This window comes from Rothia mucilaginosa (genome assembly GCF_049990865.1).
Lineage (GTDB): Bacteria > Actinomycetota > Actinomycetes > Actinomycetales > Micrococcaceae > Rothia > Rothia mucilaginosa_I.
The window spans coordinates 1,706,158-1,729,520 of record NZ_CP188231.1 but is presented as its reverse complement, the minus strand read 5'-3'; the positions used below and the strand labels follow the sequence as shown (position 1 = coordinate 1,729,520).

General features: G+C 53.8%; 16 protein-coding genes. 8 read left to right on the top strand and 8 right to left on the bottom strand.

The window, feature by feature from the left end:
- Nucleotides 1–489: 489 nt before the first annotated feature.
- The 7 genes from ACP3RB_RS06710 to ACP3RB_RS06680 all read right to left on the bottom strand — a co-directional run bounded on the left by ACP3RB_RS06710 (nucleotide 490) and on the right by ACP3RB_RS06680 (nucleotide 12,436).
- The gene (locus ACP3RB_RS06710; protein WP_426698865.1) at nucleotides 490–1,158 is read right to left on the bottom strand and encodes a hypothetical protein; all 669 of its coding nucleotides are present in this window, start codon (nucleotides 1,156–1,158) and stop codon (nucleotides 490–492) included.
- Nucleotides 1,155–1,634 carry a low molecular weight protein-tyrosine-phosphatase gene (locus ACP3RB_RS06705; protein ID WP_426698864.1) on the bottom strand — a complete coding sequence of 160 codons (480 nt, stop codon included), beginning with the start codon at nucleotides 1,632–1,634 and terminating at the stop codon, nucleotides 1,155–1,157. Before ACP3RB_RS06705 ends, ACP3RB_RS06710 begins: the two co-directional genes overlap by 4 nt.
- 136 nt (nucleotides 1,635–1,770) lie before the next feature.
- Nucleotides 1,771–3,462: a pentapeptide repeat-containing protein gene (locus ACP3RB_RS06700; protein WP_426698863.1), complete on the bottom strand. Its 1,692-nt coding sequence runs from the start codon at nucleotides 3,460–3,462 to the stop codon at nucleotides 1,771–1,773.
- Nucleotides 3,463–3,669: 207 nt separating this feature from the next.
- On the bottom strand, nucleotides 3,670–5,259 hold the full coding sequence (locus ACP3RB_RS06695; protein ID WP_426698862.1) for a pentapeptide repeat-containing protein: 1,590 nt from the start codon (nucleotides 5,257–5,259) through the stop codon (nucleotides 3,670–3,672).
- Nucleotides 5,260–6,052: 793 nt separating this feature from the next.
- Entirely contained in the window at nucleotides 6,053–7,783 is a 1,731-nt protein-coding gene (locus ACP3RB_RS06690) for a pentapeptide repeat-containing protein (protein WP_426698861.1), read from the bottom strand.
- A 159-nt stretch (nucleotides 7,784–7,942) separates the two neighbouring features.
- A complete protein-coding gene (locus tag ACP3RB_RS06685; RefSeq protein WP_426698860.1) occupies nucleotides 7,943–10,009 on the bottom strand; it encodes a pentapeptide repeat-containing protein in 2,067 nt (688 codons plus the stop codon).
- A 219-nt stretch (nucleotides 10,010–10,228) separates the two neighbouring features.
- Nucleotides 10,229–12,436, bottom strand: coding sequence for a pentapeptide repeat-containing protein (locus ACP3RB_RS06680; RefSeq protein ID WP_426698859.1), 2,208 nt, complete (start codon nucleotides 12,434–12,436; stop codon nucleotides 10,229–10,231).
- 734 nt (nucleotides 12,437–13,170) lie between these two features.
- On the opposite strand from ACP3RB_RS06680, the gene dnaK reads away from it, so the two are divergent.
- From dnaK to ACP3RB_RS06645, 7 genes are all read left to right on the top strand, one after another.
- A complete protein-coding gene (gene dnaK, locus ACP3RB_RS06675; RefSeq protein ID WP_426698858.1) occupies nucleotides 13,171–15,003 on the top strand; it encodes a molecular chaperone DnaK in 1,833 nt (610 codons plus the stop codon).
- A 2-nt stretch (nucleotides 15,004–15,005) separates the two neighbouring features.
- A complete protein-coding gene (locus ACP3RB_RS06670; RefSeq protein ID WP_303964379.1) occupies nucleotides 15,006–15,584 on the top strand; it encodes a nucleotide exchange factor GrpE in 579 nt (192 codons plus the stop codon).
- A gap of 327 nt (nucleotides 15,585–15,911) precedes the next feature.
- Nucleotides 15,912–16,904: a DnaJ domain-containing protein gene (locus ACP3RB_RS06665; protein WP_308561795.1), complete on the top strand. Its 993-nt coding sequence runs from the start codon at nucleotides 15,912–15,914 to the stop codon at nucleotides 16,902–16,904.
- Between the two features lie 3 nt (nucleotides 16,905–16,907).
- On the top strand, nucleotides 16,908–17,378 hold the full coding sequence (locus ACP3RB_RS06660; protein ID WP_012904111.1) for a heat shock protein transcriptional repressor HspR: 471 nt from the start codon (nucleotides 16,908–16,910) through the stop codon (nucleotides 17,376–17,378).
- A 406-nt stretch (nucleotides 17,379–17,784) separates the two neighbouring features.
- The gene (locus ACP3RB_RS06655; protein WP_311452503.1) at nucleotides 17,785–18,327 is read left to right on the top strand and encodes a hypothetical protein; all 543 of its coding nucleotides are present in this window, start codon (nucleotides 17,785–17,787) and stop codon (nucleotides 18,325–18,327) included.
- A 7-nt stretch (nucleotides 18,328–18,334) separates the two neighbouring features.
- Nucleotides 18,335–18,853, top strand: a complete 519-nt coding sequence (locus ACP3RB_RS06650; RefSeq protein WP_311452502.1) for an ImmA/IrrE family metallo-endopeptidase — start codon at nucleotides 18,335–18,337, stop codon at nucleotides 18,851–18,853.
- Nucleotides 18,853–20,010: a hypothetical protein gene (locus tag ACP3RB_RS06645; protein WP_424826754.1), complete on the top strand. Its 1,158-nt coding sequence runs from the start codon at nucleotides 18,853–18,855 to the stop codon at nucleotides 20,008–20,010. Before ACP3RB_RS06650 ends, ACP3RB_RS06645 begins: the two co-directional genes overlap by 1 nt.
- A 115-nt stretch (nucleotides 20,011–20,125) precedes the next feature.
- On the opposite strand, the gene trmB is transcribed toward ACP3RB_RS06645, so the two are convergent.
- A complete protein-coding gene (gene trmB, locus ACP3RB_RS06640) occupies nucleotides 20,126–20,932 on the bottom strand; it encodes a tRNA (guanosine(46)-N7)-methyltransferase TrmB (RefSeq protein WP_296703595.1) in 807 nt (268 codons plus the stop codon).
- 653 nt (nucleotides 20,933–21,585) lie between these two features.
- On the opposite strand from trmB, the gene ACP3RB_RS06635 reads away from it, so the two are divergent.
- Nucleotides 21,586–23,067 (top strand): amino acid permease, encoded by a 1,482-nt coding sequence (locus ACP3RB_RS06635; RefSeq protein WP_311648799.1) that lies wholly within the window; start codon nucleotides 21,586–21,588, stop codon nucleotides 23,065–23,067.
- Nucleotides 23,068–23,363 lie beyond the last annotated feature (296 nt).

The window sequence follows — 23,363 nt, the reverse complement described above, 5'->3', positions numbered from 1 at the left end:
TGCTGGATTTCGATGAGCAGGGCCTGTTGCTGTGCGCCCTTCGTTCCCTGTGAGGGTGAAACCTCTCACCGCTATAAGCTGCGGGGGCGCTGAAGAAATATTTGAGAAATATTCTTGAGAAGCATTGCTAGGTTCAACTGCATAATCTACGTTGGTCATACCACGCGATACGACCGGAGGGAGCACCTCAGATGCGCAATCACTATTACAAATATTTGCTATGCATCCTGCTGCTCATAGCTTGCGTCTTGCTCGTAATCCTTGCTGTGCTTTCTAACAACAACCCGGGTAACGGCAAAGACGGCACTGCCTCCACGCACGCGCCGAGCAATACCTCAACCTACTGGGATAAAGACCGCATGGAATCCGCTAGCCCGGCTCCCATGCCTGAATAAAACAGCGCCTGAATAAAACTGCCTCTAAATAGCCGTAGGGCCCAATGCTTCGAGATACACGAAGCATCGGGCCCTACTGTCTTGTAGGCGGCTGTTACTGCGCCGCGCTGTCGTAGATGAAGTCCACGGTCTCGTAGTCCTCCGGGATTTCGGCGAGTAGCGCCTCCTCCTGTGCCGCCCAGCGTTCCCAGTGCGGGCGGAACGTGTCACCGTCACGAGCCATGGCGCGTTCGTAACGCACCTTGTCCGGGGCGGTGGCGAGGATACGGACCTCGCAGGCGCCCGCAATCGCGCCGACACCCTCACAGATGATGACCTGCGTAGCCGCCGGGTCGACGGTGCGCTCCTCACCGGGGGCGCCCGCCTCCCAATCCCAGGGGGTGTAGGTTCCGGCAATGCCTTCGGTGAGCTGCACGGAGAGTGCATCCCACGCCTCCACGCCGTCGAAGAGACCGTCCCAGCCGGGGTAGAAATCGTCCAGGTGCAGCACGTGCACGCTGTGCCCGGCGGCGGTGAGCTCCCGCTCAAGCTGCGCGGCGAGGCTGGTTTTGCCGGTGCCGCTACGGCCGTCAATGCCGATAATCAGCGGGATCTGCGCGAAGTCGGCGAGGAACTGCTCACGGAATTCGGCGAATTCGGCGGTGTCCATGTCAAAGTCGTTGCCGATGCCGTGCTCCAGGCGCAGCATGTCTTTGCAGAGCTCCAGGATTTCGGCGGTGCCGGTGACGCGGCGGTTCTGGTTCAGGAGGATACGCTGGCTCACTGCGCGTCGCCTTCCTGCTTGAGGTGGTTGACGAGGCCACGTGCGGCGGCGTCAATGAGGCCGGTGGTGTATACGAAGTCGCGTTCGCTACCGTACCAGGGGTCGTAGATGCCGAGCTGGTCCAGGTGGGTGGTGGTGACCTTCGGGTCGAAGCTGCGCATCATGCGGATCTTGGCTTTGTCGTCGTCGTTGCGGGCGAGGGCTTTGAGGCGCAGGTAGTGAGGTGCGTCCATGGCGAGGATGAGGTCGTTGCGGTCGAAATCCTCGACGGTGAAGACGCTGGCGCGGTGCGCGGACGAGTCGATACCGCGGGCGGTGAGTTGTGCGGCGGCGCGCGGGTCGATGCGGTTGCCTTCTTCTTCGTTGCTGATGCCGCTGGAGGTGACGGTGACGGGCACGCCGGCTTCTTGGGCGTGCTGGCGGATGAGGTATTCGCCGACGGGGGAGCGGCAGATGTTGCCGGTGCAGACAGTCATGATTCGGTACATGGTTCTAGTGTATCGGTGGGGTGCAGGGTGTGGCACAGCCCCGCTGCATCGGAGGATACAGGCGGGGCTGTGTTGGTGGGCTACTCAGGACGCGATTTCCCGGCGATGGAGGTAAGGGCGGGTTTTACTTTGCCGGGTCGCTTAGGTGGGTGTATTCCTTGATTTCTTCATCCCATGAATCCGGGCTGAAAACTACCGTCCCGAGGGGGATTCTGAAGGTTTTACCGTCGAGCGTTGCATCACCAGGGTTAATGGGCTGACTTCCGGAACGAACAGAGAAGTTGCTGTCCGCCCAATTGATCCGGTTAGAGAATCGGGCAGAGCCGGAGTAGCCGGAGTCATATGCGAATATGGGTGCATACTTTTCGAAATATGAGTCCTTGAAGTTTGCGTCTCCACTGAACTCTACGCTCCAGAAGTCTGCCTTTTCGGAGAACTCCGCGCCCCCGAAGTCTACGTTTCCGGTGAAGGTTGCCTTGACGAAGTGCGCGATGTCGTTGAAAATCGTTTCGCCGAAGTGCGATTCGTGATTGAAGGTCGCTTCGCCGAAGTATGCTCCCTTGTTAAAGAATGCCTTGCTGAAGTGTGCTTCGTTGTTGAAAATCGTCTCGCCGAAGCCAGCGATTTTCTTGAAGGTCGCTTCGCCGAAGTGTGCTTCGTTGTTGAAGGTTGCCTTGACGAAGAGCATGATTTTGTTGAATCTCGCCCAGCTGAAGTTCGCGTTTTGGGTGAAGGTCGCCCAGCTGAAGTTCGCGTCTTGGGTGAAGGTCGCCCAGCTGAAGTTCGCGTTTTGGGCGAAAGCCGCCCTGCTGAAGTTCGCGTTTTGGGCGAAAGCCGCCCTGCTGAAGTCCGCGTTTTGGGCGAAAGCCGCCCTGCTGAAGTCCGCGTTGCTGTAGAACTTGGCAGAAGAAAAATTACCTTTCTCAATCGTGAGGCTACTGAGAGGATAGAAAATGGGAGCTCGGCTGAAATCGAAATCAAAGTCACTCCAGATTCCTGGAACGGTTTCGATTATTTCACCCTTATCATTCTTGGTGAAGGTGCTACTGCGCTTGCTCATCTCGACGAAGATAGCGCGGCGTATGTCCTGTTCTTCGTGGAACTTTGCATAGTCTGCGGTGATGTCTATAGGTTCTTCGTATTCACCAGAATCTTCGAAACGCTTAAGTAGGACCTGGAGTCGTGAAGACTCTCCTTCGCTGAATATCTCGGATTCTGTTTTCTGGAGATCTTCTAGTTCTTGGTGGGCTTCGTATTCTTCAATTTTTGCCGCCAGCGGGAAGGGCGAACGAATGTAAGAGCAGAGGTTATTGATAATAACCTGTCCTTCTTCGTTCTGTTTATCTTTAGTGAGGCTATCGTCCGCAAGCCATTCATCGGCCAAGCCCACAAGTGTATAGATACCGCCCAGTCGGACAGCTGCTTTCTCGTTTGATAGTTGCTCTACAGCCTTGGCGTAGCGGCTTCGGCGTTCCGCATACACCTGACGGGTATGATCGTTTTCGTTTTTCTCTTTTTCCTGGTTATTCTTTCGGTGAGTTTCACCAAGAGTAATGACACCTAGAAGACCACCGGTGGTGTAGAGGATGAGCTGCCGAAGAACTGGACCGTCATCGTCCTTTCCGAAACCGGAATTGAGCGCGATGGGCAAGAGAAAAGCTAATGCTCCGCCGAAGATGGCGATTGACCCAATCCAGCTGTAGAACCGGGGTATTTTTGTCTTTAGCTGTGTGAAATGTGCAACGAGTAAGAAGATGACAACTAAAACTGCGCATATGCCAAGTAGCCACCAGGCCCCCATCGAATCTAAATGCATGTGTCTAGTTCTCCTATCTACTTTGAGAGGAACGGTCACCTTTCAGCATAGTGCAAAACTGTCTGACATGGGTTGCTGTCAGATATAAACGAAGCCCCCGCTCGGGGCAGCACTGTGATAGGCGGATGTGTCCGCGGAGGCACACTTGCTACGGGTGTAAAAAGGCCCCGCCGACGTGGGGCCGGCGGGGCCTTGTAAAGGTGAATGCTATTCGGTTATGTTTTCTTCTCCAGCGCTGGAGTTATCTAGCGGCTCTGCAGGCTCACTAGTAATGTAGCCCTGTATCTCATTATCCCAGTCGAAGAGTACCGTGCCAACCGGGATAATAAACGGTTTACCACGAAGCGTAGCCTTTCCATGCTCAATAAGCTTACTACCCACACGAACTGTGAATTCGTGTTCTCCTTGAGTGTCCGACAGTACAGCAAATCGTGCTCTGTATGTCTTACCTGACTTATCGCCGGTAGTAACAAAAAGTGGTGAATATTTTTCAAAGGTCGCTCCCCTGAAATGCGCGTTTTGGGTGAAGGTCGCCCTAATGAAGCGCGCGTTTTGGGTGAAGGTCGCCTCGCTGAAGTCTGCGTTTTGGGTGAAGGTCGCCCAGCTGAAGTTTGCGGTTTGGGTGAAGGTCGCCCTAATGAAGTTTGCGGTTTGGGTGAAGGTCGCCCCACTGAAGTATGCGTTTTGGGTGAAGATCGCCCAGTTGAAGTTCGCGGTTTGGGTGAAGGTCGCCCCACTGATGTCTGCGTTTTGGGTGAAGGTCGCCCTAATGAAGTTTGCGGTTTGGGCGAAGGTTGCCTCACTGAAGTCTGCGGTTTGGGTGAAGGTCGCCCAGTTGAAGTTCGCGGTTTGGGTGAAGGTTGCCCAGTTGAAGTTCGCGGTTTGGGCGAAGGTCGCCGCTCTGAAGTCCGCGTTGCTGGTGAAGGTTGCCTCGACGAAATTCGCATCAGTGTAGAACCTTGCGCCCGAGAAATTACCTTTCTCAATCGTGACGGCGTTGAGAGGGTAGAAAATAGGTGCTCGACTGAAATCAAACTCGAATTCACTCCACATTCCTGGGAAAGTGTCGATTACCGTGCGAATCTCATCCCTAGTGAAGGTACTACTGCGCTTGCTCATTTCAACGAAGATAGTGCGGCGTACATCCTGCTCTTCGTGAAATGCCGCCTGATCTTTGGAGAAATCTCCTTCATAGTTATCAGGCTCTGAATCGCCCTCAAACATCTCTGCCTTTCGTGCAAGAGGGAAGGGCGAACGAATATAGGAACAGAGGTTATTGATAATAACCTGACCCTCCTTCTGCCGTTCTTCAGGATTGAGGGCGTCATCAGCAAGCCACTCATCTACGAGGCCCACAAGAGTGTAGATACCACCCAGACGGACAGTTGCTTTCTCATCAGCTAGCTGCTCGACAGCCTTGGTATAGCGGCTACGACGCTCTGTATGAACCTGGCGGATATGATCGCGCTCGTTCTTCTCCGCGTCCTGTTCATTCTTCTTGATGTCGGCATCAATTTTGAGACGGTCACCCTGGTTCTTCCAGTTAGTCTGCAGAAGAGTCAGAACCGCAATAATGCCGCCAGTGATGTACAGCAGATGCAGGCGTAGCTGATCTGAACTGCCCGAGCTCATGCCGCAGAGCAACCACAGCATCCAAGGCAGAAGAATTGCAACCGCGCCGCCGCCCAAGCCGAAGCCAATAAGGAGCTTAATAAAGTGCTGGATATACCAGGGATTCTCCTGAGCTCTCGGGAGTACCTGGCTTTCTGGAATGGATGATGCATTATTGCTGGGCACGAGATTCCCCTGTCCTTTCTGATAGGAACATTCACCTTCCAGCATAGGGTAAAGCTGCCTGTCATAAGCTACGCCCGGTCATCAACGGGGGGGGGCTTCACCTGCATGAGATACATAGACGATGCTTCTGCTATCTGCAGTAGACGAGGTGAGTATGAGAATCCTCAGAATAGGCGATATTTTTCCCTGCGGTGGATGCAATAGTGATGTAATTAGTGCTGTCGTGTTGTTATGTCTTAAGAATTACGCTACATTATTAGGTATACGGTCATATGTACACGGCATGTCCTTATACATAATGACCATAAAATAAAAGTGGAGCTACCAGCGATGTTGCAACATCACCAGTAGCCCCACAAAGAGTGGTCTAGAAGAGACAGATAGACGCAAACTTGAGAGTCTCTACCAGGCCAAGGAATAGGGTTGCCACATAGCTTCCTCGTTCAACGAGGAGCCAGAAGTGATCCTTCTCCATAGGAGTTCACCTCCTCTCTAATTAATTTATTAATTGGAGACAACGCGGAATTGCGTTGTCACTGCTGATTTTAGCAGATGACAAACATTCCGCGGATTTTTGCTACCCAGTTTAAGTTTTATTTATCTCAGGCATGGCGTAATACCACTGGAAAGCGATAAACGAATCCGGGTAGATAAAATTCGAAAAACCCCGCTAGAGCCTACAAGCTCAGCGGGGTTTTTCGTGCCGTTTTATTTTTCAACGTAGCTACTCGGCGGTGTCCACTACGTGCACGAAGGCCCCACCACACATTCAACGCGGCGGGGCCTCTGGACCTTACTGCGCGGGCTCACTCAGACGCGTGTATTCTTTCCGGTGTTCATCCCAAGACGCCGGATCGAAGAGCACCACCCCGACCGGGATACGGTACCCTACACCGTTCAGCTCTGCTGTACCCAGCGGAATAAGCTGGCTACCCTCATACACCGCGAAGTTATGCGCCTCCTGACCGGCAGACTCCGAACCAGCAGATAGTGCAGCGAATCGAGCCCGGCACATCTCGCCTGAGTCAGCATCCTCAGCTACAAATAACGGCGGGCTCTTCACGAAAGACACATCGCAGAAATCAGCAGTCTGTCCAAAAGACGCGCCATAGAACTCCGCGTCAGCCTCAAAAGTAGCCTCACTGAAATCTGCGCCTTGGGCAAAAGCTGCCTCACTAAAGTCAGCGGTTTGCGTGAAAGTCGCCCATTTGAAGCGTGCGACCTGCGCGAAAGCCGTCTCACTGAAGCGAGCATTTTGGGTAAAAGTAACCCCACTGAAGTCTGCAATCTGACCGAAAGTGGCCCCGATGAAGTGCGCGTTTTGGGCGAACACAGCCCAACTGAAGTCTGCGTTCCGGGCAAAATTTACCCCGCCAAAACTAGCGTTCTGGATGAAAGCCGCCCCAGTGAAGTTCGCATCCTGAGCGAAGTTCGCCCCGCTAAAATGCGCCTTCTGCATGAACTTCACCCCGTCGAAATGCGCGCTCTGCATGAAGGACGCTCCGCCAAAGTCAGCGTTCTGAGTGAAGGTCGCGTGGCTGAAGTTCACCTCGTCAGCAAAGGTAGCGTCACCGAACCCCGCGTTAGATTCAAAAGTTGCGTGGCTGAAGTTCACCTCGTCAGCAAAGGTAGCGTCACCGAACCCCGCGTTAGATTCAAAAGTTGCGTGGCTGAAATCCACGGTTCCTACAAAAGCTGCCCCGCTGAAATCTGAACCGTTGCAGAACCTCGCCGCAGAGAAATTGGCGTTCTCAATAGTCAGACCGTCGAGAGGGTAGAAGACGACCGCCCGGCTGAAATCGAACTCAAAGCCGCTCCATGCTCCGGGGACAACAGCCACCTCGCCCTTCTTATTTTCAGCAAGGGCGCTGCTCCGCTTGCTCATCTCAACGAAGACGCTGCGGCGAACATCCTGCTCACCACGAAAAGCCGCCAGATCCGTAGCGAAATCACCCGCATAGTTAGCCGGCGGCGTATCGGATTCAAAAGCTTCTGCCTTGAACGCCCGCGAGAACGGCGAACGAACATAAGCGCAGAGGGCATTGACGATGACCTGCCCCTCCTTCTGCCGCGCCTCAACGCTGAGCTGCTCGTCAGCAAGCCACTCATCAACCAGACCCGCAAGAGCGCTGAGGGCGCTCGCACGGACTGCCGGGTTCGGATACGCCAGCTGCTCAACTGCCTTGCTGTAACGGGTACGGCGCTCGGCGTGTACTCGCTGGGGGTGTTCCAGCTTTTTCTGGGCGTTCATGCGGTGGAACTCCCCAAGAAAGAGAACACCCAGCAGGGTGCCGGTGATGAAGAAAATGAACGGCTGAACCTCAAAATTGGCGATGTCAGGATCAAGGGCGAAAGGCATAAAACCCGCCGTGACAATGCCCAAGAGCGCGATAGCCCAAACCCAGGTGCGGAAGCTAGACAGCTTCCGCTTGAGGTTGCCGAACTGCGCGGCGAGCGGGAAAAACAGAATGACGACTGCGCAAGCTATCAGCCAAACCCACGCGGTGCTGGGTGTGAGATGCATGTGGTTCTCCTGTCATCGTTGAAAGGGGCGGGTCATATTCAGCATAAGGTAAAGCTACTGGGCTTGGGTGGTTGCTGGTCAAAAGCAAGAACCCCGCCAGTGCTGGATGCACGGGCGGGGTTTGTGGGAGCTTCCCCGACGGTAGGGGAGGGCTAGGTTTTACTGTGCAGGCTCACTAACGCGGGTGTACTCCTGCTGTTCTTCGTCCCAGGAGCCTGGGTCGTACAGCACAGCACCGAGAGGCAGAACGAACGTTCTGTTAAGGAGCATTGCTGTGCCCAGCAGAATGGGCTGGTTGCCCTCGTATACCGTGAAGTTATGCGCCTCCTGACCGGTAGCCTCCGAACCAGCAGACAGCGCAGCGAACCGAGCCCGGCACATCTCACCCGAGTCAGCGTCCTCAGCCACGAAGCCCGGCGGGGTCTTCACGAAAGACACATCGCAGAAATCTGCAACACCCATAAAGGACGCCCCAGCGAACTTCGCACCTGCCTCGAAGGTCGCATCAGCGAACCAAGCGAGTTGCTCAAACGCAACCCCGCTGAAGTTGGCATCAGCGCTGAAAGCCGCCGTACTGAACCCGGCATACCCCTCAAAGACAGCCTCACGGAACTCAGCAGTCCCCGCAAAGTCCGTCCTAAAGAAGCTCGCATTACCGCCGAACGACGCCTTGCAGAACCCTGCGTTCTCGCCAAAGGCCGCGCCGCTAAACCTCACATCCGCCGCAAACGCAACATCGCAGAAGTCCGCGTGCCCTCCAAAAGAAGCCTCGTGGAACTCCGCATTAGCGTTGAAGGTTGCATTCGCGAAGCTCGCACTATGGTTGAACGTCGAGCAGGTAAAGTCTGCGTCCTGACTGAACGTCGCATCTGCGAAGTAGGCGCCCTCAAATCTCGCCCCGTTGAAGCTCACCGCCCGCGCGAACGTCACCCCACCGAAGCCAACACACGCCGTGAACGTCGCCTTGCTAAAGTCGGCATCCTGCGCGAAGGCCGCGTTACCGAAGTTCGCGTACTGCGGGAAGTCCATCTCATAGCTCGTTCTCGGCAGCGCAATAAAAGACGACCGGCTGAACGTGACATCGCCGTCGAACCGCGCCCCACCAAAATCCTCGTACTGCGTGAAGGACGCCCCGCTAAAGTCCGCCGCGCTCGCAAAGCGTACGTTGCTGAACATTGCGGACTGCTTGGTGACTACACCGGCAAAGCGCGCGGCCCCGCCGAACAGCGACTTGGAGAACACCGCCGGGCGGTTGAAGACCGACGCGGCGAAGTGCGCTTCATCGTGGAACGTGGAGGCGGTGAATATTGCCTCTCCGCCGAAGGTGACCGCCGCGAAGCTGGCTATGCCTGCGGTGTTCAAGCGTGAGAAGTCGGCGTCGGACTCGAAGGAGGTTACCGCGAAGTCAGCCGTAGCTGAGAAGACCGCGTCTGAGAAGTCGGCCTCGCCGGTGAAGGTTACGGTTGCGAAGCTTGCCGTGTCCGCAAAGCGTGCCCCGCTGAACTCTGCCGCGTCCGCGAAGTGCGCGGCGCTGAAACCCACCCAGTCATTGAAGTTCGTTCCCTGGAAGGACGCGTCAGCCGTGAACTGTGCTGCTGAAAAGCTGGTTTCACCGTGGAAGGTTGCGCCGGAGAAATCTGCCGGGCCGTAGAAGGTCGCGGAGGCGAAATCGGCGTTCTGAAAGTGCAGCTGCTGTAGCGGGTAGAAGATGGGTGCGCCGCCAAAGTCGAAGCGCAAATCAGACCATGTCGGCGATAGCGACGGCACCGTATGCTGGCTTTCCCCGTTACCTTTTTCGTTGCGCTCGGTGACCGCGGCGAAGCGGCGGCTGAACTCCGTGAAGACTGTGCGGCGCACCAACTGCTCTTCGCGTAGCGCCACCTGATCGCGCGCGAAGTTGCCTTCGTACCCTTCGGGGGCCCCGCCTGATTCTAGGACCTGGCGTTTCTGTGCGAGGGGGTAGGGCGTGCGGATGCACCCGGTCAGCGCGTCAATAATGGTCTGGGCTTCTTCGCGGCGTACCTGTTCGGGAAGAGAATCGTCGGTGAGCCATTCGTCTGCGAGGTTTGCGAGCGTGTACACCCCGCCGAGGCGTACGGAGGGCTGGTGCCCGTCGAGGAATTGTTCGAGAGCGTGCGTGTAGCGTTCGTGCCGCCCGGCCTGCTGGGTGCGTGCCGGGGTGTTTTTGCGTTGCCGCAGCGCGGTGAAGAGTTTGTTGAGGTTCATGGTGGTGTGCCCTTCCTGCTCCGGTGCTGGCTTATATCCAGCATAGGGGAGGGCGCCGCCCTTTGCGCTCGCGCTGGTTAAAGAAGAAGCCCCGCCTGCACGAGAAGTGCAGGCAGGGCTTCTTTACGCAAGTTTTTGTATGTTTTGTTAGGCTGATACGCTCGTAGCGGGTACATAAAAATTCCGCTGAAGCATAGGGTAAGACCTAAAACCTGATTTCTAGCCAGCGGGCTCTATAGGCTGTTGAGCAGGCAAGGGGCCTGGATCAAAAAGCATACACTCCACAGGGATAGTGAAAGTCCGGCCGTCGGCTACAGTGATTTTTTCAGTCGCAATTGAGAAGCGGCTTTGAGGAGAAACCGTAAATATGTAATTTTTGGGATCCACGAGATAAGAAAAAAAGGTGCAGACTTTTGGAGTATTTAAACCTATAGAAAAATATGGTGCTTTATTATCAAAAACCGCATTACTAAAATCTATATTTCCTCTGAATTCTGCTTGAAATATGGTGAGTGATTTTCTAAAATGTACCTCTTGGAAATTCGCATTGCCAATAATTGTGGATAAATAGAAGGTTGTATTTTTTTTGAAATATGCTGACTCGAAATTAACGTCTGATTCAAATTTTGTCATCATAAATCTTGCTTTCTTGAAACGGGCATGAACGAAGGACGCTGTATGTTTAAATGTTGCTGCACTGAAATCTGCTTTTGCTTTGAATCTCGCACCTATGAAACTTACGTATCCATTAAATTTTGCGGCAGAAAAGTCTGAAGCTGTTCTGAAGTATGATGAACTAAAAATAGCGTATATTGAAAATTGTGACATGGAAAAATCTGCTTCCTCTTCAAAATGAGTAAAGCTAAAATCCGTAATCCCCATAAAACGGGTTAGGCGGAAACATGCTCCCCTTGTGAACCGACATGATTGGAAACTCACTGAACTATTAAAGATTGTGCCTGTAAAGTCTGGTCTTATATAAAAAACGACACCTTCGAGTTTAAGAGTCTCATAGGTCGAAGTTTCTAACTCATAAAATATAGGCGCTTTACTGAAATCGAAGGTGAATGTTTTCCATTTTTGAGAACTTGCTTCTGATTCCTGACTGTATTTTTTTAATTCATGAGATGCACCGCTTGTTTTGATGCGATTAACAATCTCCGTCAAAATAGTTCGGCGCACATCTTTCTCCTCATGAAATTTCATATAATCTTCGGTATAAGTTTTTTTGTTGTAGCTATTAGGCGGCATGTTGCTTTCAAAGTCTTTTGCTTTTGCGGCAAGAGTAAACGGAGAACGAATATAGGAACAGAGATTGTTGACGATAATTTGTCCCTCTTTAATTCGTGTTTCTTCATCAATATTTTCGTCGTCCAACCACTCATCGATAAGGCCAACTAGAGCGTATACCCCACCTAAGCGAACAGGTGCCTGCTTACTAGATAATTTATCCACCGCTTCGATGTAACGGTCGCGGCGAGCTGCATGAACCTGACGAATATGATCCTGACTATTTTTTCGATTTGTTTCAATTAGGCCAAGAATAGCAATAATACCACCTGTGATATATAGGAAATGAAGCCTTAAATCGGAAGTTGATTTTTGTTCTACTTCTGCAGACTTATTACCGGTAGGCGAGGGTGTAGAAGCGGGAGTTTCCTGTACTTTTTCTGGAGTTTCTTTGGCACTATCTTGCTGTGCACTGGTATATCCGGGCTCCCTAAACAAATTTGTATAGCTCGGTATTATTAGAGCAGTCGCTCCGCCAAGAAGTGCAAGTACTGCCAGGGTGGAAATAAAATACTTATTAGTTAAACTAGAAATACGTTTTTGTAATTGTGTGACAAGAAGTTTTCCAAAGATGAGGGAGAGTGTAACTATGATTGCTGCGGATATTGAAATTCCCAGCGGTATATTTTCTGAATATAAGTATTTAAATGCTGAAGATATTCCGTTTAATAGGTTGGTCCGGTGTTCCGTGATTATAAAAAACACAAAGAAGACCACAAACGGTGCAAGTACTTTTATGTACAACCTCAGGGGAATTGCTTTAATTGCTTTATATATGTAATTAAAGATTTTTTTATGCATTTTCTTCTTTATTTTCCTATTTGCATTAGATGGTAGTCCCCTCGATTTACTCATGCGTTCTGGGTTTGAAGAGGTGCTTTCAGTTCTTTTCTCTTTATTTTTTTGTTGTTGCTCGGCTTCCTTATAGGCTTCTTTGTTTTCTTCTGTGTTTTCTGTGGGCAGTGCTTTATTTTCAGCATTTTTATCTTTTGAGAATAGAGAAGTGATAAAAACGATTCCAAATGCAAATAATATGATATTATCTATAATTTTAGATAATGAAAATCTTTTTCCTGGAGTTGATGGTGGTTTGGGAGAATTTGTGTTTGTCTCCGGTGAGTTGTCTTGCTCTGACATGAAAGTCTCCTGTCTACTTTGAGAGGATATGGTCGTAACCAGCATACGGCAGGCGAGCAGCCTCAAGCCACAGGTGAAGGTTGAAGAATTACGGGTCGGACAAGCGGAGATGTCTCCATAAAGTGAGCGATGGAGCTTGCAAACAGTCCCCCTATATAAGAGGAATGAACCTCTGATGTCTCACTGCACCCCTAGCAACGCTGCTAGAGGCCTAGCCTCCAGATCTAAAAATCGCGCTTAAAAATCGCCCCGCACACCCTATATAAGGTGCCCCTGCACCGCCTTCAGACCGCTCACACACCCCAATTTTTCGATTTTCCACCCCTTTTTTAAAGATTTTTAAAAATTTTTTTGCCCGGTCAGCCTGTCAGCGTCCGCCGTGCACTGAATCGCCGCGCCGCACCCTCGAACCGCCCAAAAACCCCGGAATTCCACGGCAAAACCGCCCATCCACGCCTCGCCGCCGCTCCAAAATCCCCCGCAAAATACTCCTCCAGAGCTCCAAAAAACCTGCCCCTCACGCCTCTCCGCACAAAAAAGTTGAGTAAAGTTCGCTCAACTCTATTGACAGACCCTCCGAGAGGGTGCATACTTGAGTACATGAGGCTCAAGGAGCCGCGCAGACCACTCCACACGGAGCGGCACGCGCAGCACCAACCGCCTCCAAAACTTTCAAACTAACCCGCCTCGCATTAGAAGAAGCGGGGCACTGATCACAAGGAGTGAATAAACATATGGCACGTGCAGTAGGTATTGACCTCGGTACCACCAACTCGGTCGTAGCAGCACTGGAAGGTGGCGACCCGGTCGTCATCGCTAACGCAGAGGGCACCCGCACCACCCCCTCCGTCGTCGCATTCTCCAAGGACGGCGAGGTTCTGGTCGGTAGCGTCGCAAAGCGTCAGGCAGTGACCAACGTCGACCGCACCATCTCCTCCGTCAAGCGCCACATGGGCACCGACTGGACCACCGAGATTGACGGCAAGAAGTACACCCCGCAGGAAATCTCCGCTCGTATCCTCATGAAGCTGAAGGGCGACGCAGAGGCATTCCTGAATGACACCGTCACCGACGCTGTCATCACCGTCCCGGCATACTTCAACGACGCTGAGCGTCAGGCAACCAAGGAAGCCGGCGAGATTGCAGGCCTGAACGTCCTGCGCATCGTCAACGAGCCCACCGCCGCAGCACTGGCATACGGCCTGGACAAGGGTAAGGAAGACGAACTCATCCTGGTCTTCGACCTCGGTGGCGGTACCTTCGACGTCTCCCTGCTGGAAGTTGGCAAGGACGACGACGGCTTCTCCACCATTCAGGTTCGCGCAACCAGCGGTGACAACCGCCTCGGTGGCGACGACTGGGACCACCGCGTCGTCGAGTGGCTGCTCGCACAGGTGAAGGCAAAGACCGGCGCTGACCTGTCCAAGGACAAGATTGCTCTGCAGCGTCTGCAGGAGGCAGCTGAGCAGGCTAAGAAGGAGCTGTCCAGCGCTTCTAGCACCAACATCTCCCTGCAGTACCTGTCCGTGACCCCCGAGGGCCCCATCCACCTGGATGAGAAGCTGACCCGCGCAAAGTTCGAGGAACTGACCCGCGACCTGCTCGAGCGCACCAAGAAGCCCGTGCTCGACGTAATCAAGGAAGCTGGCGTGTCCATCTCCGAGATTTCTGAGGTCATCCTGGTTGGTGGCTCCACCCGTATGCCCGCTGTTGCTGAGCTCGTCAAGGAGCTCACCGGTCGCGAGCCCAACAAGGGCGTGAACCCCGACGAGGTCGTGGCAATGGGTGCAGCACTGCAGGCAGGCGTTCTGAAGGGCGACCGTAAGGACGTTCTGCTGATCGACGTCACCCCCCTCTCCCTCGGTATCGAGACCAAGGGCGGCGTGATGACCAAGCTGATCGAGCGCAACACCGCAATCCCGACCAAGCGTTCCGAGACCTTCACCACCGCAGAGGACAACCAGCCCTCCGTGACCATTCAGGTCTTCCAGGGTGAGCGTGAGTTCACTCGCGACAACAAGAACCTGGGTACCTTCGAGCTGACCGGCATCGCCCCCGCACCCCGTGGCGTGCCCCAGATTGAGGTCACCTTCGACATCGACGCAAACGGCATCGTCCACGTCTCCGCAAAGGACAAGGGCACCGGCGTTGAGCAGTCCATGACCATCACCGGCGGCACCTCCCTCTCCAAGGACGACATCGACCGCATGGTCAAGGACGCAGAAGCACACGCAGAGCAGGACAAGGCACGCCGCGAGGCTGCTGACACCCGCAACGAAGCCGAGTCCGTCGCATACACCACTGAGAAGCTCCTGAAGGAGAACGGCGACAAGCTGCCCGAGGACGTCAAGACCGAGGTCCAGGGCGATGTCGACGAGCTGAAGAAGGCACTCGAGGGCGACGACGACGCAGCAGTGAAGTCCGCATTCGAGAAGCTGCAGGCATCCCGATCCAAGCTGGGCGAGGCACTCTACGCAGCAGCACAGGCTGACGCGTCCGAGTCCAAGCCCGCCGCTGACGAGGACGTTGTCGACGCCGAGGTTATCGACGAAGACGAGAAGAAGTAATCATGGCTGAGCAGGAAAACATCACCCCCGACCCGCTGGAGGAGGCATTCAACGCCCCCGCAGCGGAAGGCCACCCCGAAGCTGAATCGGTCGAAAGCCCCGAGGAAGCTGCGGAAGCCGTCGAGGCTGAGCTCCAGGACGCTGTCGAGGCAGAATCTGCGGATGCGGCACTCGCCGCGGAGCGCCTGGACTCCCTGCTTCGCCTGCAGGCAGAGTTCACTAACTTCAAGAACCGCACCGCTCGCGAAAAGGAGCAGCTGCGAGGCTTCGTAACCAGTGAACTGGTGACCGCGCTGCTGCCGGTGCTCGACGATATCGACGCCGCACGCAAGCACGGCGACCTGCAGGAAGGCCCCTTCGCCTCCATCGCTACCAAGCTCGAAGAGCTGCTCGGCAAGCAGGGTGTGGAGCGTTTCGGTGAAGTAGGCGACGCCTTCGACCCGAACATCCACGAAGCTGTACTGCAGCAGCCCACCGACGAGGTGGCTGAGGATCATGTCTCCATGGTTCTGCGTTACGGCTACCGCGTGAACGACCGTGTGGTTCGTACCGCTCAGGTGGCTGTGGCTGTCGCACCGTAAGGTGGTCGGCTAAGGCATTGGCTGCATAACTAACGATGGGCGGGTGCTCTCCCTGGTGGGGGAGTGCCCGCCCTGTTGTTTGCCCGACTGCTAATCTGGTGCGCCTGTTTTTCCTGGCTGCTGTGCCCGGTGTTGGCGCGAGTTTTGGCGAGCTGTGGCGGCGGTTAAAAGGCTTGTAGGGGCGCTATTTTTTGGGCTCAGCCCTTTCAAAATTGAGTCAAGTAGACTAAACTTTTATATAGAGAATTAAGACAAGCACGCGGTGCCCCTGCAAGCCGTCCCGTAACCGAGGAGGGCGGCGCATCACCGCAGAAGGAGAAACACAACATGGCAAGTGAAAACTGGCTAACCGACGACTTCTATAAGGCACTGGGTGTCAGCGAAGACGCAAGCGAAAGCGACATCAAGAAGGCGTACCGCAAGCTCTCCCGCAAGTACCACCCGGACCTGAACCCCGGCGACGCCGCAGCAGAGAAGAAGTTCAAGGAAATCTCGGAAGCATACGACGTGCTCTCCGACAAGAAGCAGCGCGAAGAGTACGACCAGATCCGCCGCTACGGCGCATCTGGCATGGGCGGCTTCGGCGGTGGCGGTTTCGGTGGTGGTAGCTACACTGGCTACCCCGGCGCGGACGCATTCGGCGGCTTCAGCAACGGCGGCGCAGGCATCAACATTGACGACCTGCTCGGCGGCCTCTTCGGAGGTAGCGCCGGCGGTTCCCGACGCTCCGCAGGCTTCACCAGCGCCGACTTCGGCGGCATGGGCGGCGGCGGTTTCGGCGGCGCACAGCACGCAGCCCCCGAAGAAAGCACCACCAGCACCCGCATCAGCCTCGCCCAGGCATACACCGGCGCAACCGTGACCGTGTTCCTGCCGGACGGCTCCCACACCGAGGCACGCATCCCTGCAGGCATTAAGGACGGTCAGAAGGTCCGCCTGCGCGGAAAGGGCCTGCGCGGCGGCGACCTGAAGGTCACCGTGCGCGTCTCCGATGACTCCGTGTACTCGCGCGAGGGAAACAACCTGATTATGCGCGCACCCGTCACCCTCGCCGAGGCTGTCGACGGCGCAGTGATCGAGGTGCCCCTGCCCGACGCATCCACCGTGAAGCTGCGCCTGGCACCCGGCCAGGTCGGCCGCCGACTGCGCGCTAAGGGCCGCGGCTTCAAGGCTAAGGGCGGCGACGGCGACCTGCTGGTCATCCCCGAAATCGTACTGCCCACCAAGCTGAGCGCAGAGGCGCAGGAAGCATTCGATAAGTTCGTAAAACTGGCACCGCAGGAGAACCCGCGTAAGGATCTGTTGAAGAAAGCGAAGTAAACCATGGCATCTCGAGAATCATCATCTAAGTCCCGTCGTAGCGAGCCGCTGCACAGCGTGGACCGCCCGGTTTTCGTGATTTCTGTGGCGGCTGAGCTGGCGGGCATGCACCCGCAGACCCTGCGCCAGTACGACCGTATCGGCCTGGTCCAGCCTTCGCGTGCGCCCGGTAAGGCGCGCCGCTATTCGCAGCGTGACGTGAACCGTCTGCAGCAGATTCAGCAGCTCTCGCAGGAGGGCGTCTCCCTGGAGGGCATTCGCCGCATTATTGAGCTGCAGTCCCTCGTGGAGGAGCAGCAGGAGCAGATTGCGGAGTTGCAGCGTCAGGTTGAGGACGCGAAGGTGAAGATGGGCATGTCGGAGCGCGTGTTCGCTGCCGGTACCAGTGGTGATGTGGTGCATATTGCCCGCGGTACCCGCCCGGCGCCTCGTCAGCGTTCTTCGGCGGTGGTGCTCTACCGCAAGTCGCGCTAACCTGTTAGGCTAGGATAAACGGCTCGGTTCATCAGCTCATCTGCGCTAGTCAGCCGCTCATATAGGCTTGTGCGTCTTAGCGTTGCGCGAGCGAGGTAGGGTAGACCTCCGCCCGCATGCACCTGGATTCACATACAAAAAGGTGAGGCTCCCCGAATGACCGGGGAGCCTCACCTGCTTAAATTTCATAACTCAGGTGGGGTGAGATAATGCTTCATTATTCGCAACGGCAACGAAAACGGGGGCATAGGGTCTAGATAAACGGTAGAGTAGTGATTACACGGAAGTAGCTTTAGACAACTTGTTCAAGGAAAATGAGCATTTTGGCGGTAGCGCTTCTGGGCAAGGAAGATGTTCTCTGAGGTCTTCCACATAACCGCTAGCATCATCAGAAGGAGGTAGAGAAATGGCAGAGTCGATTGACAGCTGCGACGTCGAGCGAGAGACAGGGCTGGGCTACGAACAGAGGTGGCAAATCATCCAGCATTTCACGGAATGGATTAAGCATGGTGACTCTAAAATTCAGATGTTGCTGACTGTCCAAGGTGTCGTTGTTGCTGCATATGGAGCATATATATCATCATTTTTATCTAAACAGAACGCCTGGAACTGTTGTACTATAACTTTTAATATTATATTTACAGTAGTGACATTAGCATCTTTCGCTTTTGGGTTTTTTGGCGCATTGCAGCCTTATACAAAGCAACACAAGGGAGAAGATGGAAAGCGCAACGTATTTTTCTATGGTTCATATAAGAAAAATGAATGGCTTCCTGAATTGGAAATTTTGGATTATGAAGAGCAGTTGAAACAACTGAGTAGTCAAATTTCCATCCTTGGGGATACTGCTAAAAGCAAGTTCAAAAATGTTAAGATTCTTCAAGTTCTTGTTGTGGCTAGTATTATTTCATTGGCTCCGGTAATTATATCTTTTAGTCTTGTGAGGTAGGTGGTTTATGATGAATAAAAATCTTGAGCATGCCAAATTTATGGCTGAACTTATGTATGATATGTTCATGAATGATATAGACTCTAATGATGGTGTAAAAATTGATGTTGTAGATGTTGCTAATAAATTAGGTGGCACTGTATTTGAGCGAGGTTACATAGGTGTAAACGGTAATTCTATGAGAATAGATAAAAATGATGGAACATTTGAAATATATGTTTCAGCAATGGATACTGAGGAACGTCAGAGGTTTACGATTGCCCATGAGCTGGGACATTATTTCATGCATTATCTTCAGGATAAATCAGAAAATCCTGAGACCCAATACTATAGGAAGAGTTATGCCGAAGGTGGTCAAAAAGAATATGAGGCAAATGTTTTTGCGGCATCTTTTTTGATGCCGGAGAGGGAGTTTAAGAAATTTTTTGATATAAGAAACAAGAATCTTGGTAGTGTTGCTAAGGATTTTGGTGTTTCTATTGCAGCAGCTGAAGTTCGTGCTCGTTCTTTGGGGCTTCTGCACTAATGTCTACTAATTTTACTAAAAGTTATTCCTGTGCCAAGAAGCGGCCTGTGGTAGATATACCACGGGCCGTGCTTGTGTGTGGAGTAGACGTTGATGATTCTACTGCTTTAAAAATTAAGAATCCTTATGGGGCTCTTGGTATTTCTAAGTTTATGTCAAAATTTGATTTGGAATTAAGGAATCAGGATTCAAATGATGGGGATTCTGAGAATAATGGATGGCATTTATGGCGAGTTCGCGGTGACGAACTTGTTTATTTTAGGGTTGTTCCTCTAAATGGAGAGGGGAATTTGGATTGTGTAGCAGTAAAAAAATATGTAAATCAGTTTATTGATGTAATGGAATCCAAGTATGAAGTTGCGGATAAAAAATTAGGTTTGCATGGGTATTCTTTCTTGTTGTATAACGAAGGGAAGGATTGGGATTTTATGTGGAATTTAATGGCAAAAAATCCTGGCAAAACAGATAGTCAGATTGCTATTGGCAATTGGGAGCAAGATCCGTCTAAGGATGAAGTAATTCAAGATATTTTCGCTAAACATAAAAATTATTTGCCTGATATAGAGAAAGAGTATCTTATAGATTTTATTGGGCGTGATGTCGACCTGGGGTTTAGGATTTCAGAATATTCTCGCCCCAATTACTTTGTCGTGTCTCCTAATTTAGCGAAAGCTATTTTAGATGTTTCTAAAGATCAGGGAAGAAGTATTCTCTTTCTTGGGCTCTATGAGCTGAAAGGGTGTTCATTTAAAGGTGCAGGACCGGATAAGTTTCCTCTGTTCTTCTTGCCTGTAAGGAGCAAAGGGAAAAATATGAAGAATAAAATTTTAAGAAATTACCAAATATTTAATCTTGCAGATCAGGCGAAAATTTTACAGGAATTTACAAAATATGAGAAGGAATCTTGTATACGTATGTATGATAAATTTAAGTCAAAGCAGTCTGTTATGGGTGGTAGAGAAAGCGAAAAATCAAATAGGTCTGAGACGAGGCAGCAAACTCTAGAGGCTCTGAAGAAAACTGTGGAGCAACAGGTTAATCAATTGTCTGATAGGGATAAGAAGAAATATATGATGCTGTTGAACCTAGCTTCATATTTAGATAATGACTCTTCTCATAAAAACACGAAAAAAGGTATGCCCAGAATTATAGAATGAATCTAGAAAAATAAATTTAGGAGGTGAGGCTCCCCGAATGACCGGGGAGCCTCACCTGCTTAACGTGTATTCGCGCTGACCAGCGGTAACTGGCGCTGCTCCGCTTACTTGCGGCTTACTTGCGGCGGTAAGTCAGATCGTGCGCGCGGCGGCCCGCCTCCTGAGCCTTACGCTCAAAGCTGGTAAGGGTACGACCCTCCCAACGCGGAGCCCAACCACCCAGCGGGTCCTCCTCAGTCGCACCGGCGCCGGGGTGAACGTTCTCAAAGTCCGGGTGCGCCTCCAGAACCTCGCGCATGACCAGGGCGTACTCCTCCCAGTCAGTCGCCAGACGCCAAATACCGCCGGGCTTGAGCACGCGCGCAACCTTATCGGCGAACGCCGGGGACACCAGGCGGCGCTTGTGGTGGCGGGACTTATGCCAAGGATCCGGGAAGAACACCCACAGCTCGTCCACGGAGTTCTCCTCAAGCATGTTGTCGAGCAGCTCGGGTGCGTTCGCCTGAGCCACACGCACGTTCTCCACGCCGGCGTTGCCCATCTTCAGCAGCAGGTCCGCGATGCCGGGGGTGTACACCTCAACGGCGAGGAAGTTCGCCTCGGGCACCTCAGCTGCGCGGTGCACAATCGCCTCACCCAAGCCGGAACCGATCTCGACGACCTGGTACGCCTCGCGGCCGTAAATCTTGACCGGGTCGAAGGTCGCCTCGGGTGCGACGGAGGTGTCGGTGCGCAGGCGCGGAATGTCCAGCACGTGGGTGGGGGAGTAGGTGTCCCACGCCTTCTGGCGGCGCGCGGTGAGGCGGTCGCCGCGGCGGACGAAGGAGTAGGGCTGGCGGAAGAATTCCTCGGGAACCGGCTTCTTGGCCTTTTCTTCGGTGGATTCGGGTGCCTGGCTAGGCTGCGTGTTCTCAGTAGACATACCTAAAAGAATAGCGTAGCGCCGCTACACCGTGCGGTTTCGCGGTGTGCGGGGCTGGCGTGACGCTGAACTAGCCGGGCGACTAACCGGGCGTGGGGCGGGTGCGGTGCGCGTCCGGCGGGTATAGAAATCTGGCGGGCGTAGAAATCCGGCGCGCTTAGAAGGTCAGCGCGCATACAAAAGTGCGGCGGAAACGAATATAGTTCCCGCCGCACCTCGTGAGGTTGTTTGAGTGAGTTAGCGTGTGGGGCTTACTTCTTGGAGCCCAGCAGTGCCAGACCAGCGCCGAGCAGCACGATGTTGTTTGCGAGCTGCTGGCCGTCCTGGGTGGGGCGGAGCGCGCTTTGAGCGAAACATCATGACATTCCATAGGTGTGCCCCGTCTCAAAAATCTGCCCCTGTTGGATTCATTGCGCTCATGTGGGTATTAAGGGGTAAAATTTGAAATTATGCATTCTCTGCATAATTCTTTATCGGTGATGCAAGAAGTCGGAAGCCCCGCGAAATCGGAGTCCACAAGCTCAAGCGCACCGCGCAAGCTGGGGAAACGCGAGGCTCCCCTCCTTCTTGCCACCAAGAAATATGCACGAATACCAACCACTCGGAACCTCCCAAACCATACTTAGGTGAACCGCCGCAGGAAAGAGAAATACGTGACACAGCAGCTACCGCAGCAGAACTCCGTCACCGGCCTAGACTCCGAAGCAGAGCACTCCAAGCTCCAGCGCGGACTAAGCTTCCGGCATATCCAGCTCATCGCTATTGGCGGCGCTATCGGCACCGGCCTCTTCCTCGGCTCGGCGAAGACCATTGCGCTGACCGGCCCCTCCATCGTCTTCGTCTACGCAATTATCGGTAGCGTCATCTACTTCGTGCTACGCGCCATGGGCGAGATTCTGCTCTCCAACCCCAAGTACAAGTCCTTCACCGACTTCATTACCGACATCCTTGGCCTGCGCGCCGGGTTCTTTGTCGGTTGGTCGTACTGGTTCTTCTGGGTGGTCACCGGCATTGCGGACGTCATCGCAATCACCGGCTACGTGCAGTACTGGCTACCTGACGTGCCCAAGTTCATTCCGGCGCTGACCGTTATCGTGGCTCTGCTACTGCTGAACCTGCCCTCGGTGAAGAACTTCGGCGAAATCGAGTTCTGGTTCGCCGTCATTAAAATCGTTGCCATTGTGCTGCTCATTGTGGTGGGTGCGCTCATGGTCGCCTTTAGCTTCACCTCGCCCGACGGTACTGTCGCCTCCGTAACGAACCTCTGGGAGCACCCCGGCCCCTCCGGTAGCGGCATCTTCACTCAGGGTCTGACCGGCTTCCTGGGCGCCTTCCAGATTGCGCTTTTCGCTTTCGTGGGCGCTGAGCTGGTCGGTGCCGCCGTTGCGGAAACCGAGCACCCCGAACGCACCCTGCCCAAGGCAATTAACGCGGTGCCCTTCCGCATTGGCCTCTTCTACGCTATGCCGCTACTGACCATCCTCGCCGTCACCCCCTGGGACAAGCTGGATAAGTCCATGAGCCCCTTTGTGGGCATGTTCTCCCTGGCTGGTATTGGTATTGCTGCGTCGCTGGTGAACTTTGTGGTGCTGACCTCCGCGGCGTCCTCGGCGAACTCCGGTATTTTCTCGACCTCCCGCATGGTCTACGGTCTGGCGCACGACGGTGCCGCGCCCTCCGCGCTGGGTAAGCTCACCAAGAACGGTGTGCCCGCCAATGCCCTGTACCTGACCACCGTGATGCTGCTGTTCAGTCTGGTCATGCTGTATGCCGGTAGCGGTATTATGGAGGCGTTCACCGTGGTGACCTCGGTGGCGTCGATGATGGGTATCTTCACCTGGAGCATGATCCTGATTGCGTACCTGGTGTACCGCAAGAAGTTCCCGGAGCGCCACGAGGCATCCCAATACAAGATGCCCTGGGGTGTCGGCATGAGCTGGTTTGGCCTGCTCTTCTTCGCCGTGATGGTTTACGCCCTGAGCCTGTACCCGGATACCGCGGTCGGTCTGGCTCTGACCCCCGTCTGGTTCATTGCCCTGGCCATTGGCTACGAGATTCTAACTCGCCGTCACGCTGCCAAGCGTGCACGCGTGGTGGCAACCGAGAAGCCTGCCGAAGAGGCTGGTCAGAAGTAGTTTCTGTTCTTTCTGCGGCGCTGTTGGTAAGCCCCGTTTCTGCATTCTTTTGGATGCGGAAGCGGGGCTTTCTTGCGCCCCTTGGTCGGGTGCTAGGCGGCATTTCTGCATCTCTTGATGTGATTTCAATAATAGAGATAAGTCACTTTTTTCGTGTCAAAACCTGTTTTTGCATCCTGAACACCTGTAGAATAACTATCCAAGTAGCTGCGAGAGCTCCCAGAAAAACTTCGCGTTAGTCGATAGCGTGACACTTCCGAGTACCGCGCGGTAACTGGCATGGAGCCCCAGCCGCG